General features: G+C 65.1%; 16 protein-coding genes and 1 pseudogene. 8 read left to right on the forward strand and 9 right to left on the reverse strand.

Translation table 11 applies throughout. The features are described from left to right. Positions 1 to 158 precede the first annotated feature (158 nt). Positions 159 to 629 carry a PASTA domain-containing protein gene (locus tag CH295_RS28260; RefSeq protein WP_252342082.1) on the forward strand — a complete coding sequence of 157 codons (471 nt, stop codon included), beginning with the start codon at positions 159 to 161 and terminating at the stop codon, positions 627 to 629. A 1-nt stretch (position 630) separates the two neighbouring features. Here CH295_RS28260 and CH295_RS17650 read toward each other — a convergent pair whose 3' ends face one another. After that, a complete protein-coding gene (locus CH295_RS17650) occupies positions 631 to 1,170 on the reverse strand; it encodes a DUF2231 domain-containing protein (protein ID WP_094741445.1) in 540 nt (179 codons plus the stop codon). An 89-nt stretch (positions 1,171 to 1,259) separates the two neighbouring features. On the opposite strand from CH295_RS17650, the gene CH295_RS17655 reads away from it, so the two are divergent. Next, positions 1,260 to 2,756: an acyl-CoA synthetase gene (locus tag CH295_RS17655; protein ID WP_094741446.1), complete on the forward strand. Its 1,497-nt coding sequence runs from the start codon at positions 1,260 to 1,262 to the stop codon at positions 2,754 to 2,756. 7 nt (positions 2,757 to 2,763) lie between these two features. On the opposite strand, the gene CH295_RS28265 is transcribed toward CH295_RS17655, so the two are convergent. From CH295_RS28265 to CH295_RS28275, 3 genes and pseudogenes are all read right to left on the reverse strand, one after another. After that, positions 2,764 to 4,551, reverse strand: a complete 1,788-nt coding sequence (locus CH295_RS28265; protein WP_252342083.1) for an HNH endonuclease signature motif containing protein — start codon at positions 4,549 to 4,551, stop codon at positions 2,764 to 2,766. 46 nt (positions 4,552 to 4,597) lie between these two features. Then, positions 4,598 to 4,849 carry a DUF3253 domain-containing protein gene (locus CH295_RS28270; protein ID WP_230596286.1) on the reverse strand — a complete coding sequence of 84 codons (252 nt, stop codon included), beginning with the start codon at positions 4,847 to 4,849 and terminating at the stop codon, positions 4,598 to 4,600. Positions 4,850 to 4,864: 15 nt separating this feature from the next. After that, positions 4,865 to 5,038: pseudogene (locus tag CH295_RS28275) on the reverse strand (DUF2256 domain-containing protein); the annotation flags it as partial. Here CH295_RS28275 and CH295_RS17675 point away from each other — a divergent pair. Beyond that, a complete protein-coding gene (locus CH295_RS17675; protein WP_037190763.1) occupies positions 5,016 to 5,582 on the forward strand; it encodes a peptide deformylase in 567 nt (188 codons plus the stop codon). The pseudogene CH295_RS28275 and the gene CH295_RS17675 sit on opposite strands and share 23 nt — an antisense overlap. Here CH295_RS17675 and CH295_RS17680 read toward each other — a convergent pair whose 3' ends face one another. Beyond that, positions 5,583 to 6,023 (reverse strand): MTB12 C-terminal domain-containing protein, encoded by a 441-nt coding sequence (locus CH295_RS17680; RefSeq protein ID WP_094741448.1) that lies wholly within the window; start codon positions 6,021 to 6,023, stop codon positions 5,583 to 5,585. It abuts the gene before it with no gap. Further along, positions 6,023 to 6,355 (reverse strand): hypothetical protein, encoded by a 333-nt coding sequence (locus CH295_RS17685; protein WP_094741449.1) that lies wholly within the window; start codon positions 6,353 to 6,355, stop codon positions 6,023 to 6,025. Before CH295_RS17685 ends, CH295_RS17680 begins: the two co-directional genes overlap by 1 nt. Before the next feature lie 108 nt (positions 6,356 to 6,463). Between CH295_RS17685 and CH295_RS17690 the strand changes: the two genes are divergently transcribed. Beyond that, positions 6,464 to 6,877: a DUF6992 family protein gene (locus CH295_RS17690; protein ID WP_094741583.1), complete on the forward strand. Its 414-nt coding sequence runs from the start codon at positions 6,464 to 6,466 to the stop codon at positions 6,875 to 6,877. Between the two features lie 142 nt (positions 6,878 to 7,019). After that, a complete protein-coding gene (locus tag CH295_RS17695) occupies positions 7,020 to 8,288 on the forward strand; it encodes a glycoside hydrolase family 183 protein (protein ID WP_094741584.1) in 1,269 nt (422 codons plus the stop codon). Here the strand turns inward: CH295_RS17695 and CH295_RS17700 are convergent. Together CH295_RS17700 and CH295_RS28280 are read right to left on the reverse strand one after the other, a co-directional pair. Beyond that, on the reverse strand, positions 8,221 to 8,883 hold the full coding sequence (locus CH295_RS17700; protein ID WP_094741450.1) for a hypothetical protein: 663 nt from the start codon (positions 8,881 to 8,883) through the stop codon (positions 8,221 to 8,223). The genes CH295_RS17695 and CH295_RS17700 overlap by 68 nt on opposite strands. Beyond that, the gene (locus tag CH295_RS28280; RefSeq protein WP_252342084.1) at positions 8,880 to 9,836 is read right to left on the reverse strand and encodes a hypothetical protein; all 957 of its coding nucleotides are present in this window, start codon (positions 9,834 to 9,836) and stop codon (positions 8,880 to 8,882) included. Before CH295_RS28280 ends, CH295_RS17700 begins: the two co-directional genes overlap by 4 nt. Positions 9,837 to 9,894: 58 nt before the next feature. Here CH295_RS28280 and CH295_RS17710 point away from each other — a divergent pair, with 58 nt between their 5' ends. Both CH295_RS17710 and CH295_RS17715 read left to right on the forward strand, forming a co-directional pair. Continuing rightward, the gene (locus CH295_RS17710) at positions 9,895 to 10,074 is read left to right on the forward strand and encodes a hypothetical protein (RefSeq protein WP_094741451.1); all 180 of its coding nucleotides are present in this window, start codon (positions 9,895 to 9,897) and stop codon (positions 10,072 to 10,074) included. Positions 10,075 to 10,155: 81 nt separating this feature from the next. After that, complete coding sequence (locus CH295_RS17715) at positions 10,156 to 11,514, forward strand: acetamidase/formamidase family protein (RefSeq protein ID WP_094741452.1); 1,359 nt, start codon at positions 10,156 to 10,158, stop codon at positions 11,512 to 11,514. Positions 11,515 to 11,534: 20 nt separating this feature from the next. Here the strand turns inward: CH295_RS17715 and CH295_RS17720 are convergent, their stop codons facing one another. Continuing rightward, complete coding sequence (locus tag CH295_RS17720) at positions 11,535 to 12,152, reverse strand: TetR/AcrR family transcriptional regulator (protein ID WP_170945954.1); 618 nt, start codon at positions 12,150 to 12,152, stop codon at positions 11,535 to 11,537. A gap of 85 nt (positions 12,153 to 12,237) precedes the next feature. Between CH295_RS17720 and CH295_RS17725 the strand changes: the two genes are divergently transcribed. After that, on the forward strand, positions 12,238 to 13,590 hold the full coding sequence (locus CH295_RS17725) for a cytochrome P450 (protein WP_094741454.1): 1,353 nt from the start codon (positions 12,238 to 12,240) through the stop codon (positions 13,588 to 13,590). The last annotated feature ends 1 nt before the right edge of the window (position 13,591 follow it).

A 13,591-nucleotide genomic window follows, 5' to 3' on the forward strand; every position in this document is an offset into this window, starting at 1 on the left:
TTTCGCCGCCCCCGACGCTGGTTCGCCCGGGGCCGACGCAGTGTACCGTACGCCGTACGGAAATACCGTTCGTGCGTCTGCAGTAACAGACTTACCGGTCTGGCGATCTCACATGGGCGCCGGTTGCATCAGGCCATCGGTCGTGTCGAAAGGTATTCATGACCAGTAGTAGTCGTTTCCGCGTGCGATCGGCCATCGTGCTCGCCCTCCCGGCGATCGTCCTCGCGGGCTGCGGATCGCAGGACTCCACCGAGCCCGAAGTGCGCACCGAAGTCCGGACGGTGACCGTCGAGGCAACGGCAACCCCAGCGACGATCGCGCCGACGTCGGTCGACAGGATCGTCCTTCCGGACACCACTGCGCCCGAGCCGTCCGCATCGGAGCCGGCCGCGCCGGTCCTCGTTGCCATGCCTCCGGTCGTATGCATGAATTTGCAGTCCGCGCAGAATGCGATCCAGGCAGCCGGTGTCTTCTACTCCCGCAGCGCCGATGCCTCCGGCGAAGGTCGGATGCAGGTCAACGACTCGAACTGGATTGTCGTGGCGCAGGATCCGCCCGCAGGGACGCTGATCGGTGAGGGAGATGCTCTGCTGTCCGCGGTGAAGATCGGTGAGCCCAGCAACTGCTGAACTACCGGCGAATGCTGTGCTTGCCTGCTGGAGCCGGTTCCTGCTCGGTCGAGCTGTAGGCGAGGTGGCCTCCGATGAGGCCGCCGACGCTGGCTGTCGCCAGACCGGCCGCAGCCAGCGCCTTGGCGATGCCATCGGTCTGGTTCCGGCGACGTATGTACGAGCCGAGGAAGAGGAAGACGCCGGTCGCGTTGGAGGCCGCGTGGATCATTCCGACGCGTCGTTGGCGGGTGTTCATCGTCGACCAGTCCGCCCAGCCGGTGGCGATGGCTGCCGGTGCGGATGCCAGCCCGAGGGAGATGACCAGCTTGCTCGCCCTCGATTGGTGATTCATCAGGTCGAGGGCGACTGCGCTCGTCCAGCTGCCGATGGTGACGTTGACGAGAGCCGGGTGGATGGGGTGACCGATCCACCGTCCCCTCAGTGCGCCACCGACGGCGCTGTCGTCGAGGGCGGGCGCGAGAACGCCGTTGATCGCGTTGCCGGCACCGTCGAGAAAGGACGCCGATTCGAGGCTGTCGAGTGCTTGTTTCGTCTTCATGCCTTGCCGCATGCCCCGCTGACGCTGCGCGAACCGTAAGGGCAGCCAAACACGGGACGAGATGCTTGGACGTCCTATAACGTCGGGTGATGAGCAGCGGAACACGAGTGAACACCGTCGACGGCGTCCTGCGACGGTCGGCCGCGAAATTTCCTGACCGTCTCGCCGTGACCTTCGAGGGACGCAGCCACACATACGGAGAACTCGATACCGCGGTCACCCGCGCCGCCCGACGACTGATCGCGTTGGGATTGAACAAGGGTGACCGTGTGGCGGCGTACGGCGTCAACTCGGACGCGTACGTCGTCGCGTTCCTCGCTTGTGCGCGAGCCGGATTGGTGCACGTTCCGATCAACTACGCGCTGGTGGGCGACGAATTGCGGTACTTGCTCGACCAGTCGGGCTCCCGTGTGGTTCTCGTGGACCCGGCGTTGACGGCCACCCTCGACTCCGTTCGCGGAGACCTGACGATCGAGCACGTGATCTCACTTCCCGATGTACTGGGCACGGACGGCGACGGCTCCGAACTCGAACCCGCCGCCGATTCGACCGACCTCGCTCAGCTGCTCTACACCTCCGGAACGACGTCGAAACCCAAGGGCGCGATGATGTCTCACGGCGCACTCGTCGCGGAGTACGTCTCGTGCGTCATCGCGCTCGGGTTCACCCAGGACGACGATCCGCTGCTCGTGATGCCGATGTACCACTCGGCGGGGATGCACGTGTTCATGCTGCCGTATCTGTCGGTGGGTGCCACGGTCCGTTTGATGCGCAGGCCCGACGTCCCGGAGATCCTGCGCCGCATCGAAGAGGAGAAGATCAAGTCTCTGTTCCTGGCACCGACGGTGTGGGTTCCGCTCGCCAATCACCCCGACCTGGCCACGCGCGACCTCTCGTCGCTGAAGAAGGCACAATACGGTTCGTCGATCATGCCCGTCACCGTGCTCACTCGGCTACGTGAGCGGTACCCGGACATCGAGTTCTACAACTGCTTCGGGCAGTCCGAGATCGGTCCGCTGGCAACGGTATTGCAGCCCGAGGAGCACGAGGCGCGGCCGGCGTCGTGCGGACGTGCGGTGTTCTTCGTCGAGACCCGCGTCGTCGATGCCGACGGCAACGATGTGCCGGACGGCGACCCCGGGGAGATTCTCTACCGTTCTCCTCAGCTGTGCGACGGCTACTGGGACAAACCGGAGGCGACGGCAGATGCGTTCTCGGATGGGTGGTTTCATTCCGGCGACTTGGTGACACGCGACGCCGAGGGTTTCATCACCGTGGTCGACCGGATCAAGGACGTCATCAACACCGGCGGCATTCTCGTCGCGTCACGCGAGGTGGAGGATGCGATCTATACCCATCCGGCGGTCGCCGAAGTCGCGGTGATCGGGACGCCCGACGACAGGTGGATCGAGGCGGTGACGGCCGTTGTCGTGCTCAAGGACGGCAGTGAGTTGTCGTCGCAGGTGTTGATCGACCATGTGAAGGGTCGGATAGCGCCGTTCAAGGTGCCCAAGACCGTCACCTTCGTCGACGAATTGCCGCGCAATCAGAGCGGAAAATTGCTCAAGCGTGAGCTGCGCAGCTGACCTGTTGTCAGGCTGCGCGACGTTTTCGTCGGTGGTAGCTGGGGATGGGTCGTCTCGAGGGGTCGACGGATTCGGGTGGGATGGCGTAGGGGTGTCCGTCGTCGCCCATGAACAGTTGCCAGTCTCCGTGGTGGACGAGGCGGTGGCATTCTCCGCAGACCAGAGCGAGGTTGTTCAGGTCGGTGCGGCCGCCGTGTTCCCAGAATTTCACGTGGTGGGCTTGGCACCACTGTGCGGGGCGGCCGCACATCACGCAGCAGGTGTCGCGGATGGTCAGAGCGATGCGTTGGTCGTCGCTGGCGAGTCGGGTGGTGCGGCCGAGCGCGAGCGGGACGCCGTGGTGGTCGACGATGACGGGGGTCAGGTCGGCGTCGCAGGTGAGAAGTTCGGCGAGGGAGCGACTGATCGGCCCGGTCCAGTCGAAGTGGAATGGCCACTCGGCATCACCGGGCTCGGGCGCAGACCTCTGCCCGCGATGTTCACCGGCTCCAGTGCTGGGACCGACACGATCGCTGCGGGAATCACCGGACCGTGAACTGGAATTGGAACCAGCACCGGCAGTCTCACGGACGTGGTGCCCGACGTCAGCGCCAGCAAGGGGAGGCGTGTCGGTATCGCCGGTCCTTGAGTCGTCGCCGGCATCAGCGCGGTTCCCGCTGACGCGACGACCGTTGCCACGATCGGGACCGACGGCAGCATCACCGGTCCGTGAACTGGCATCGGAACCGGCATTGCTCGTGCCGTCGTGACCGTCGGCAACGGGACCCGTATCGGTATCACCGGCCCGTGAGTTGCCGCCGGTACCGGATGCCCTCGAACTCGTTGTTGCGCTGTTCGATTGCGTGTGTCCGCGGTCGGCGAGCAACTCCCGCAGCGGGACGACCAGGTGCACCGACGCCCGCGACCCGCCCGCCGATCCGCGGCTACCGCCGTGCAGGTGCCGGTCGAGGATCTGATCGAGCGCGTCGGCCCGCCGCTTCGACGGACCACGCGGGTCGCGCTCACCACCGGGACCCGGGCGCGGGGCAGTCAACGGCGACAACGCCGTGAGCAGCTTTTCGGCCAGCAACCGGTCGACGTTGCCGCCGAGTTGACAACGACCATTGGCAAGCGGGTGGACATCGAAACGGTTCAGCTCCGGGTTCTCCGACACCGGTACCGGCGGCGGCCCCGGCGGAACAGGTTCGGGCCCAGCAGGTTCGGGCTCGGGAAGCCTGCCGGTGGAAGTCGCTGAATGATCGCTCCGACCCGCCTGATCTTGACGCTCCTGCTCCCGCTTCTCCTGCTCTCGTTGTTGTTGCTCGCGTCGGTCCTTCTCGTGTCGGGCTCTGGCGTCGTCCGCCGCAGAATGTGCGAGTGCTTGCGCACGGGAGCTGACCTGCCCGGCGGTGCTGCGCATCGCGGTCTCGAGCAGTTCGGCGACAACCGCGTCACGGCGCTGCTCGTCGAGAGTGGGGTCGGCGACCACCACGGTGGCGTAGCCGTCGGCGATCGCCGAGGCGTGCGCGGCGTGGATGTCACCACCTGCGAGGGCGTTCGACACGCTCGGCCACTCGGTGAGCCATTGCCCCAGCTCCATCTGACGGGCAGCGGACCCGTCGGTGATCCGCACCGATCGTGCGTACCAGCGGGTCACCGACGAGTGCCCGAGCTTCATCGCCAAACCGCGTCGGTCCATCTCGGCGAGTAGTGTCAATCTCGTTGCAGCGAGCGCGTTTTCGAGGGAGGCAACGTCGGCCAGCTCGGAGACCAATTCCTGGTCACCGAGCCCGAACACATCCCCCCATGTCTTCACCCCACGAAAGCTATACCCACCCACCGACACGTTTCCGCGACGCCGGTCAACGCTTCCAACGAATGCGGATCGGGCCCTTCGCGGTCGACGGATCGACGACGGATCCTTTCTGGGTGATCTCGACTTCTCCCGCGTCGACCATGCGTCGAGCCGCGCGGCGAACCGGTTCCATCAACTCCCGCCAACCGTCGTCGGACAGGGCGCGTGCGACGTCGGAAGGGCAGATCGTGGAGTCGCGGGATCGGGCGTCGAGCAGAGAACGGATCTTGTCTTCGAGTTCCTTGTCGGTGGTGCTCACCTTGTGCCGCCGGCATGCGTCGCTGCAGTACTTGATGTCATCCCAGTTCTTCTCCCACTTCTTGCGCCATTCGATTCGCCGCCCGCACGATGCGCAGACCTTGTCCTCGGGGTGAGCCGTGGGGGAGCGACGGGAGTGAGCCATACTTCGACAGTAACCTCGTCGAATGGCGATTCGACCCATTCTCATTGCCGGTGACCCGAGGCTGACGACGGTCGCCGAACCCGTCACCGTGTTCGACGCGGAGTTGGCCGCGTTCGTGGAGGACCTGTTCGAGACCAACACTGCGGCGCATGGTGCCGGTCTCGCCGCCAATCAGGTCGGCGACCCGCGTGCGGTGTTCGTCTACGACCTGAAGGACGGCGGAGTCCGCCATCGCGGGCACGTGGTCAATCCAGTGCTCGAGACGTCGGCGATCCCGGAGACGATGCCTGACCCCGACGACGGTGAGGGGTGTCTGTCGGTTCCTGGGGAGCGGTACCCGACCGGCCGCGCGGAGTGGGCCCGCGTGACCGGTGTCGATGTGGAGAACACTCCTGTGTCGGTCGAGGGCCACGGTTACCTGGCTCGGTGTCTGCAGCACGAATCCGACCATCTGGCCGGTCACCTGTACCTCGATCGCCTGATCGGCCGCAATCAGCGCGCCGCGAAGAAGATGATCAAGGCCCGAGGATGGACCGGGCCCGGCAGCAGTTGGCTGCCCGGATCCGACTCGGACCCGTTCGGTTGGTGATCAGCAGGCCCCGGTGACAGCGCATGCCGTCGATCGTTCGAGCTTCCAGCGGCCATCCGACACAACGAAGTCGATCGTCGTCGGTTGCCCCTGTGATGTTCCTGTCGCCTCGACTCTGTCGGGCGCAACGGTAGAAACGTGGTCGAAAACGATCTCCGGCACGATCCCACCGCTGTCGAAGACCGCGGCGTTTTCCTCCGCTGATCCCTCGAGCGCATCGGCACGGTCGCCCCGTTCGGCGGTCCAGTCGAAAACGGTACGGAAGATGGCGGTCGCTTCGTCCGGGGTCGGGATGTCGGTGGGCGCGACGGAGGGAGGCGGGGGTGGAAACGACAACGGCGCAACGTTCACCGCCGCCTCGACGGTCGGCTCGGGTTCCGTTGCGGCGCAACCGGTAAGGGCGATGAGAGCCAATCCGCACAGGACGCGGCCGGCGATCATCAGAACGGGTTGTAGACGTAGAGCGTCCGGTAGTCCCATTCCGACGATCCGGCCGGGATTCGGATCTGAGTCAGGGCTTGCCCGTTCTGGGTGCACCAGCTCTGGCCGTGGAACGACGAGCAGTCGATCTGTCGGCTCGTGCCGAACGGGCTGACGATCAACGACTTCGTGCCCGCTGCGCCGTATGCCGCAGGGTCGAAGGCGCTCACGAAGTTCGCGGTCGAGTCCTTGGGTCCGAACGGGTTGTCGTCGGGTGCTGCGGACGCTGTCGGCGCGACGAGCACTGCGCCGCCGATCGCCAGCGCGACTCCGGCGAGGACCTTCTTCAGCATGGTGGCTCCGTTCGTTTCGAGCGCGAATGCTCAGTGCTCATGGAATCGGCTGCAACCGACCGCGCGTTACGAACCGGCTCCTCCCTCGAACGCGGCACACTGGAGTCCATGACAGCACTCGAAGCGCCCATCGTTGCCCAGCGGCTCGGCCGTCGCCTCGCGGTGTGGGGCGGTGGAAGTGTGCTCGCCGGAACGGTGTTGGCGTTGCGCGGGTCGTCGCCTGCCCGGCGGGCGTTCGGGTTGCAGACGGCAGGGTGGGGTGCGATCGATCTCGCGATCGCAGGTGCGGGCGCGCTGAGCTCGAAGCCCCCGACAGCTGCGAGTCTGAGCCGGCTGCTGTGGATCAATGCCGGTCTCGACGTCCTCTACATCGCGACCGGTGCGCACATCGCCGTCAGGAAACCTCGGTTCGGCGGCCGGATCACTGCTGACCAGGCGCTGGGCCACGGCACTGCCGTCGTTGTGCAGGGCGCTGCGCTGCTAGCGCTGGATACGACTCACGCGAGCATGATCGCCGACTAATCACACGAGTGTCATTCTCGCCGTAGGCGTTTTGTCAAGTACCGACACGTCCGATTTGTTGCGCGATCAGTAGATTTGCGTAACACTCGTCCCATCAGTCACATCAGTATCGTGGGTCACACGGGAAACGGTGGGTTCGTCCATGCGTGTACGTAGTCGGCAGATCGCTGTCGGGGCTGTCCTGGCACTGGCAGTGAGCGGACTCAGCGCTCTGACCGCGCCCACCGTGTCGGCCGAGCCGTGCGGTGGGCTCGGCGGGCCGGGCTCGTCTCCGCTGTTCGGGTCGTCGGGCAGCGCGGGCATGTCGGGCAAGAACCCGCAGGGCCCTCAGGGGCCGCTTCCTCGGATCACCGGCAGTACGCAGAGCATCGCCTGGGTCACCGGTCCGCAGAGCGTGAACAACACCTACAACGACCTCGCGATGTCCGGCACCGACCTCGGGATCAGTTGGGACAACGGTGCCGGCCAGATCCTGATGGCGTTCGGTGACACGTTCGGCGATTGCTCCTCCGGCAATGCGCAGTGGCGCAGCAACGCGCTTTTCCGGTCGGACAAGGCGTCGACGAACTTGGCGCAGGGCATCAAGATCGGGCCGGCCGATCCTGCGGACAACACCTCCGGTGCCGTCGTGCGTGCCGGCAGTCCTAACTATGCAGCCGAGATCATCTCGAGCGCAAAGCTACCGAGCGTGGAGGACACGACGATCCCCACGGCGGCCATCGCGATCGGCAACACCCAGTACATCAACTACATGTCGGTCCAGAGCTGGGGCACACCCGGGCGCTGGATCACGAACTACTCCGCGACCGCGAAATCTACTGACAACGGCCAGAATTGGTCGACGGATCCCAAGACGATTCGCGTCAACAAGGGTGTGACCATCCCGGGCTTCACCAACGTCCACGAAAGCCAAGGCAAGTTCCAGCAGAGTGCCTATGTGCTGGGTCGCGATGGCAAGTACCTGTACCAGTTCGGTACTCCCAACGGACGATTCGGCGACGCCTTCGTTTCGCGAGTGGCACCGAACGACATCGAGAATCTCGACGCATACGAGTACTCGACGCAGGATCCGGATCCGACGAAGCAGTGGTCGAAGAACGTCGGTGACACAGTTGCCATCGTCAAGGGCCCGGTCAGTGAGATGTCGGTTGCGTGGAACGACTACCTCGGCCGCTACGTGATGATGTACGGAGACGAGAACTCCCGCACTCTGGTCGCTCGCACTGCAGACAATCCGGAGGGGCCGTGGAGTGCTCCGAGGACCATCCTCGACGCCAATCAGACGGCCGGTGGCATCTACGCGCCGTTCATCCACCCGATGTCGAAAGGAAAAGACCTGTACTTCACTGCTTCTCGGTGGTCGGACTATAACGTACTGCTGTTGAAGACGAACCTCGATGCGCTGAAGTGATCTGCACCGATCGTTCGATGGCCGCGTCGAGGTAGGCGTCGACGTCCAGATCGAGGTCTGCGCCGAGCAGTCCGCGGCGAATGGTCGAAAGATACCTACTCGACGGTTCGCCGGGCTCGCGCACGGTCGAACTGGTCAGTGTGAAGGCGGGTCTTCCGTCGATATCCGGAAGCCGTAGCAGTGCATCGTATTTCCCGCGGAAGCTCTCGCCCTCGCGATCCACTGCCAGCTGCGACCACTGTCCGATGGCGAGTGTCTCTGTCGCCCCGATATCGACGGCTGCGACGACGTTCTCGACCGCGGCCAGATGAGCGAACTGAGCTCGCTCGATCAGATATCCGCGCCCTACAGAATGATTCGCAGGATCGACCGTCGTCGAGACGAATGCGGATGCTCCGGTCCAGCGCCGGGAGACTCCCGCGAAATACAGTGCATGATCGATCCGCAGCCATCGTTGTTCGGCGGGTGGCGACGCGGTGGGTGCCGGCGGGTGCGCACCGAATTCGGAACGCTCGTCCGACCCGGTCAGGTAGGTATGGAACCTCTCGCGCAACAGGTTGGACCCGTACGAGACGTACCACAGCCGATCGGTCACTCGGTCTCGAAGAGCTGCCGGTATGCCTCGGCGAGCAGGTCGGCCGCGAGGTCGTGGTTGTGTGCCGCTGCGCCCGTTGAGTTTCCGGATCGCATCAACCTGGCGTTGAGGCCGTAGGCGAGGTCGTCGAACGTGTCGTCGTCGATGCCGAGGTCGACGTCCACGTCCTCTTCCAGCAGCGCGCCGAGGTCGATCGACCACGACCACACACGTTCGTCCCGGTAGGGTCCGCGCCCGGCGCTGACCGTCTCGTTGGAGACCTCGAGTTGCTCGTCGGTCCGGTCGCGCGGAACGTTGGTGTTGATCCGGAGGTCGAGTTCGATCGTGTCGTCGTCGTGCACGATCTCGTCGACACGGAGCGTCTCGAAGCCGCCGCACGTCAGCGTCACCAAGCGTCGAGGCCCGGTGTCTGCGGGATTGTCGGAGAGGGCAGCGATCTGCCACAGGTACTTCGCGGTGTTCGCCGGGTCGGGTATGGAGGAGTTGATGTAGTCGGCCACGATGCTGCGGATGGCGGGGTACGCGATGTGGTCGGAGAGTTCCCAGAACTGCTTGCGCGCCTTGCCGACTGCCGTGTCGAGCAGTGTCGCCCGCTTGGCTCTTTCCTTCGGCAGTGCGGATTTCGCGCTCGGGGCCTCGCCGATCGCACCGGGCACCGAGGGGCGCTCGCGGAGGTGGGTCAGGCGCGACACGAGTTCCTGCAACTGCTCGAGCTGGTCTGCGGTTCCGGCCGCGAAGTCGAGTGCCTCGATGTCGGTCCACGCGTCGAGGTCCGCCGTGAAACGCGCGGCGACCGAATCTGCGTAGCCCACGTAGGCCGAGCCGTCGGTGAAGTGCAGAACGTAGAGCCCGGCTCGGTGTTCCTTGGCCGCAAAGACCGTGGCGATGGATCCGGCGTCGGTGACGTCGAATCGTTCGAAGGCGAATCCGTCGGGTGTGGAAGCTGTCGGCATGGTTGTGAATCTACCGACGTCAGTGGGAAGCACCTATTCTCGCTTGCGCCGTTGAGCAATGTATATCGCGGTCGACTCTTTCTCCGGGTGCTCCCCCGCCGCGGTCGCAGGCCCGTTCATCGGTCTGCTGTGGCTGGTTGTCGACGGAGGCGGATTCGCCGAGTTCGTCGCCGTCACACTCCTTGCTGCGGTCACCGCCCTCTGGTTGTCGGCGATCGGCGGCAGCGACCCCAGCTGAGCAATTGGGGCGACGCGCGTTCGTAACTGCCGAGAAACACCTCCGGTCTACGTTCGAGATTCGGACAATTCAGGAGGCATCATGGCGCGGTCGATGGCGGAGCAGGCAGCGGAGACGATCAGCAAGGGGATCGGACGTCGCGGATTCATCCAGGCGGTCGCCGCGCTGGGCGCGGGCGTCGGGATCGCCGGAACGGCAGCGTGTTCGACGTCCTCGTCCAGCACCGCCGCCGCGAGTTCGTCGGCGCCGGCACCGGTCGGCATTCTTCAGCCCGGCGCAGGCGACATCTCCGGCGATCACTACCTGAGCTCCGAAGTCGACAAGGTCCTGTGGGGGTACGTCCCGACGGTCGAGTCCGAATCGGTGCTGCAGATGAAGTCCGGTGAGACGGTGACCATCGATGCGCTCAGCCACGAGGGCATTCTCGAGGATCAGGGCCGCGATCCCGTCGAGTTCTTCGGCGGCAAGGGCGTATCGGAATCCGATGTGCTGCAGGACGCCATCGACATCGCCGGCGGGTACGACCGGACGGTCCGCAACTTCGACGTCGACGGACCCCACGTGGTGACGGGCCCGGTGTTCGTCGAAGGGGCGCAGCGCGGCGACGTGCTCAAGATCGAGACGCTCGAGGCGATTCCCCGCGTCCCCTACGGCGTGGTGTCGAGTCGGCACGGCAAGGGTTCCCTGGCGGTGACCGCGTCCGGTGAGGCACCTGCTGGTATCAGCCTGGACGAGGTGATGCCGCCGATCGGCAGCGACGGCAGGCCGTCGGGTGACCCGACGCAGTACGGCAACGTCTCCACCTTCACTGCCGTCGAGGACGGGCAGGGAGTGATGCGTTACGGCGATGCGGCCGTGCGCTTTCCGCTGCGTCCGTTCATGGGCATGATGGGCGTGGCGTTCGCCAGCGACCCGGGTCTGACCTCGCCCAACGCGAATTCGATTCCGCCGACGCTCGGCGGCGGCAACATCGATGTCGGTCTGCTCGGTGTCGGATCGACGTTCTACCTCCCGGTGTTCGCGGAGGGTGCGTTGTTCTACGTCGGCGATCCGCACATGGCGATGGGCGACGGGGAGGTGGCGCTCACCGCGATGGAAGGTTCTCTGCGTGGCACCTTCCGCCTCACCGTCTGCAAGGCGGGCAGCGGTGATGCCCCCTCCGTCGCGTACTCGTATCCCTTTGCCGAGAACGAAGACTCGTGGATTCCGATCGGCCTGTCCGATCCGGACGGTGCCGTCGGCGGCCAGAGCTCGGACCTGAACGCTGCCATGCGTCGCGCCGTGGTCAACGCGCTCGACTTCCTCGAGACCGATCTGGGCATGGACCGGGCGACGGCGTATGCGTACCTCTCCGCGGCCGCGAACTTCACCGTCTCGCAGGTGGTCGACAAGACGGTCGGCGTGCACGGTCAGATCTCCAAGGCGCACTTCGACCGGTAAGAGTGCGCCTTCGGCGCACTTCAGCGGTGTGCGGTCGCGACGAAGTGGCGGGTGGCGGCGTCGACTATTTCCGTGGGGGAGATGTCGATCTCGCCGTTCAACCATGCGATGACCAGTTCGGCGAGTCCGCCGATGAACAGCAGTCCGTTGATTTCGGATTGTGGTTGCGGCCAAGCTTGTTCGCCGAACAGCTCGCGCGATTGCTCGGCTACCAGATGGGCGAACGCGCGCATGGACTTTCGTCGGTAGTCTCGCAGTGAGTCGACGGCGAGCGACTCGATCATCGCGACGCGGCCCTTGCGTCGGTCGTCGGTGAGTACGCCGACGAACGCGGCGATGGCGTTGCGCACCTGTTCCTCGACGGTGGGGGCGGGGGAGTGCAGTGCCTCCAGGGCAGCGGCCCGAATCTCGTCGGATACCGACTCCACCACCTTCTCGAGCAAGTCCTCTTTGCTGGTGAAGTTCTGGTAGAAGTAGCGCTCGGTCAGCTTCGCCTCGGCGCAGATCGCGGTCATGGTCGTGTTCAAGGCGCCGGCCGTCGAGAACACTTCGAGTCCGGCTTGGAGCAACCGTGCGCGACGGTCGGCGGTGCGATCGTCGGCGCTCATGCCGTTGTAGCGGCGCGTCGTGGAAGCCATGGGTAGATCTTGACAGAGGGAGTAAGTGTGACGCAGACTACATCCCATCTGACAGGACGCTCTGTCAGATTGATGGAGGTCGACAATGGCACGCGCTCTGGCTGCTCCACCTGCAGGTTCGGCACTTCAACCGGTGTTCGGCGACGGCGGTATGCCCGTCGTGGGCCACACCCTGGAGTACATCCGAGACCCTCTGAAACTGCTCGGGAGTCGGTGGGAGAAATACGGCGAGGTGTCGTGGCTGACGATGGCCGGCCAGAAGTGGATCACCGTTCTCGGTCCGGACGCATGCCAAGAGGTGTTGCAGAACGCGGACAAGGCGTTTGCGAACGGTGACGGCTGGTCGCTGCTGATCGGCCCGTTCTTTCACGGCGGGTTGATGCTGCTCGACTCCGACGAGCATCTGAAGCACCGGCGAATCATGCAGCAGGCCTTCACGAGGGACCGACTCACCAAGTCCGTCGAGGCGTTGAATCCGGTCACCACAACCGGTTTGGACGCGTGGCAGGGCGGGCGCGACGTCCAGGTCTACCCGGCGCTCAAGGCGTTGACGCTCGAGGTGGCGACCAGCATCTTCATGGGCGGGGCCGAGGGCAGCACCGAAGCCGAGATTGCCGAGCTCAACTCGAGTTTCGTGGCGTGCGTCCAGGCGGCGACCTCGATCGTGCGGTATCGAGTTCCGGGAACCCGGTGGAAGCGGGGTCTCGACGGCCGCGCCATGCTCGAGCAGTTCTTCCGGCGCTACCTACCGGCGCGGCGCGCCACCGAGACCGACGACTTGTTCTCGGTCCTCTGCCACATCGAGGGGAACGACGGCGAGCGCTTCTCCGACGACGAAGTGATAGACCACATGATCTTCCTGCTGATGGCCGCCCACGACACGTCGACGATCACGCTGTCGACGATGATGCAGTATCTCGGGCAACATCCGCAGTGGCAGGACAAGTGCCGTGCGGAATCCGAGGCGCTGGGCACTGCTGCGCCGACACTCGCGCAACTCGACGAACTGCACAGTGTCGACCTGGTGATGAAGGAATGCCTACGGCTGGTCTCGCCCACTCCGGTGGTCGCGCGCCGAGCCGTCAAGGACACCGAGGTGCAGGGAAAGTTCGTCCCCGCGGGGACGTATGCGTCGGTCGCTCCGCACTTCACGCACCACATGGACCAGTACTGGCCCGACCCCGAGAAGTTCGACCCCGGCCGCTTCGCCGACGACCGTCGCGAGGACAAAGTGCACCGCTACGCGTGGGAGCCGTTCGGCGGTGGCGTGCACAAGTGCATCGGCATGTTCTTCGCAGGCGCGGAGATCAAGACCATCATGCATCATCTGCTGCTGCGGTTCGACTGGTCGGTCGACCCCGATTACGTTGCGCCGCTGAACTTCACGTCGCTGCCCTTCCCGGAGGACGGGCAGCCCGTGCAGCTACGGAAGCGGTAGG

It is taken from the genome of Rhodococcus sp. 14-2483-1-2 (assembly GCF_002259405.1).
Classification (GTDB): Bacteria; Actinomycetota; Actinomycetes; order Mycobacteriales; family Mycobacteriaceae; genus Rhodococcoides.

Excerpts from the sequence above, each read along its gene's own strand:
- CH295_RS28280 (WP_252342084.1), bottom strand. The coding sequence starts at position 9,836 with ATGCCGACAGCTTCCACACCCGACGGATTCGCCTTCGAACGATTCGAC.
- CH295_RS17680 (WP_094741448.1), bottom strand. The coding sequence starts at position 6,023 with ATGATCGCCGGCCGCGTCCTGTGCGGATTGGCTCTCATCGCCCTTACC.
- CH295_RS28260 (WP_252342082.1), top strand. The coding sequence starts at position 159 with ATGACCAGTAGTAGTCGTTTCCGCGTGCGATCGGCCATCGTGCTCGCC.
- CH295_RS17715 (WP_094741452.1), top strand. The coding sequence starts at position 10,156 with ATGGCGCGGTCGATGGCGGAGCAGGCAGCGGAGACGATCAGCAAGGGG.
- CH295_RS17720 (WP_170945954.1), bottom strand. The coding sequence starts at position 12,152 with ATGGCTTCCACGACGCGCCGCTACAACGGCATGAGCGCCGACGATCGC.
- CH295_RS17710 (WP_094741451.1), top strand. The coding sequence starts at position 9,895 with ATGTATATCGCGGTCGACTCTTTCTCCGGGTGCTCCCCCGCCGCGGTC.
- CH295_RS17685 (WP_094741449.1), bottom strand. The coding sequence starts at position 6,355 with ATGCTGAAGAAGGTCCTCGCCGGAGTCGCGCTGGCGATCGGCGGCGCA.
- CH295_RS17655 (WP_094741446.1), top strand. The coding sequence starts at position 1,260 with ATGAGCAGCGGAACACGAGTGAACACCGTCGACGGCGTCCTGCGACGG.
- CH295_RS17675 (WP_037190763.1), top strand. The coding sequence starts at position 5,016 with ATGGCGATTCGACCCATTCTCATTGCCGGTGACCCGAGGCTGACGACG.
- CH295_RS17650 (WP_094741445.1), bottom strand. The coding sequence starts at position 1,170 with ATGAAGACGAAACAAGCACTCGACAGCCTCGAATCGGCGTCCTTTCTC.
- CH295_RS17690 (WP_094741583.1), top strand. The coding sequence starts at position 6,464 with ATGACAGCACTCGAAGCGCCCATCGTTGCCCAGCGGCTCGGCCGTCGC.
- CH295_RS17695 (WP_094741584.1), top strand. The coding sequence starts at position 7,020 with ATGCGTGTACGTAGTCGGCAGATCGCTGTCGGGGCTGTCCTGGCACTG.
- CH295_RS17725 (WP_094741454.1), top strand. The coding sequence starts at position 12,238 with ATGGCACGCGCTCTGGCTGCTCCACCTGCAGGTTCGGCACTTCAACCG.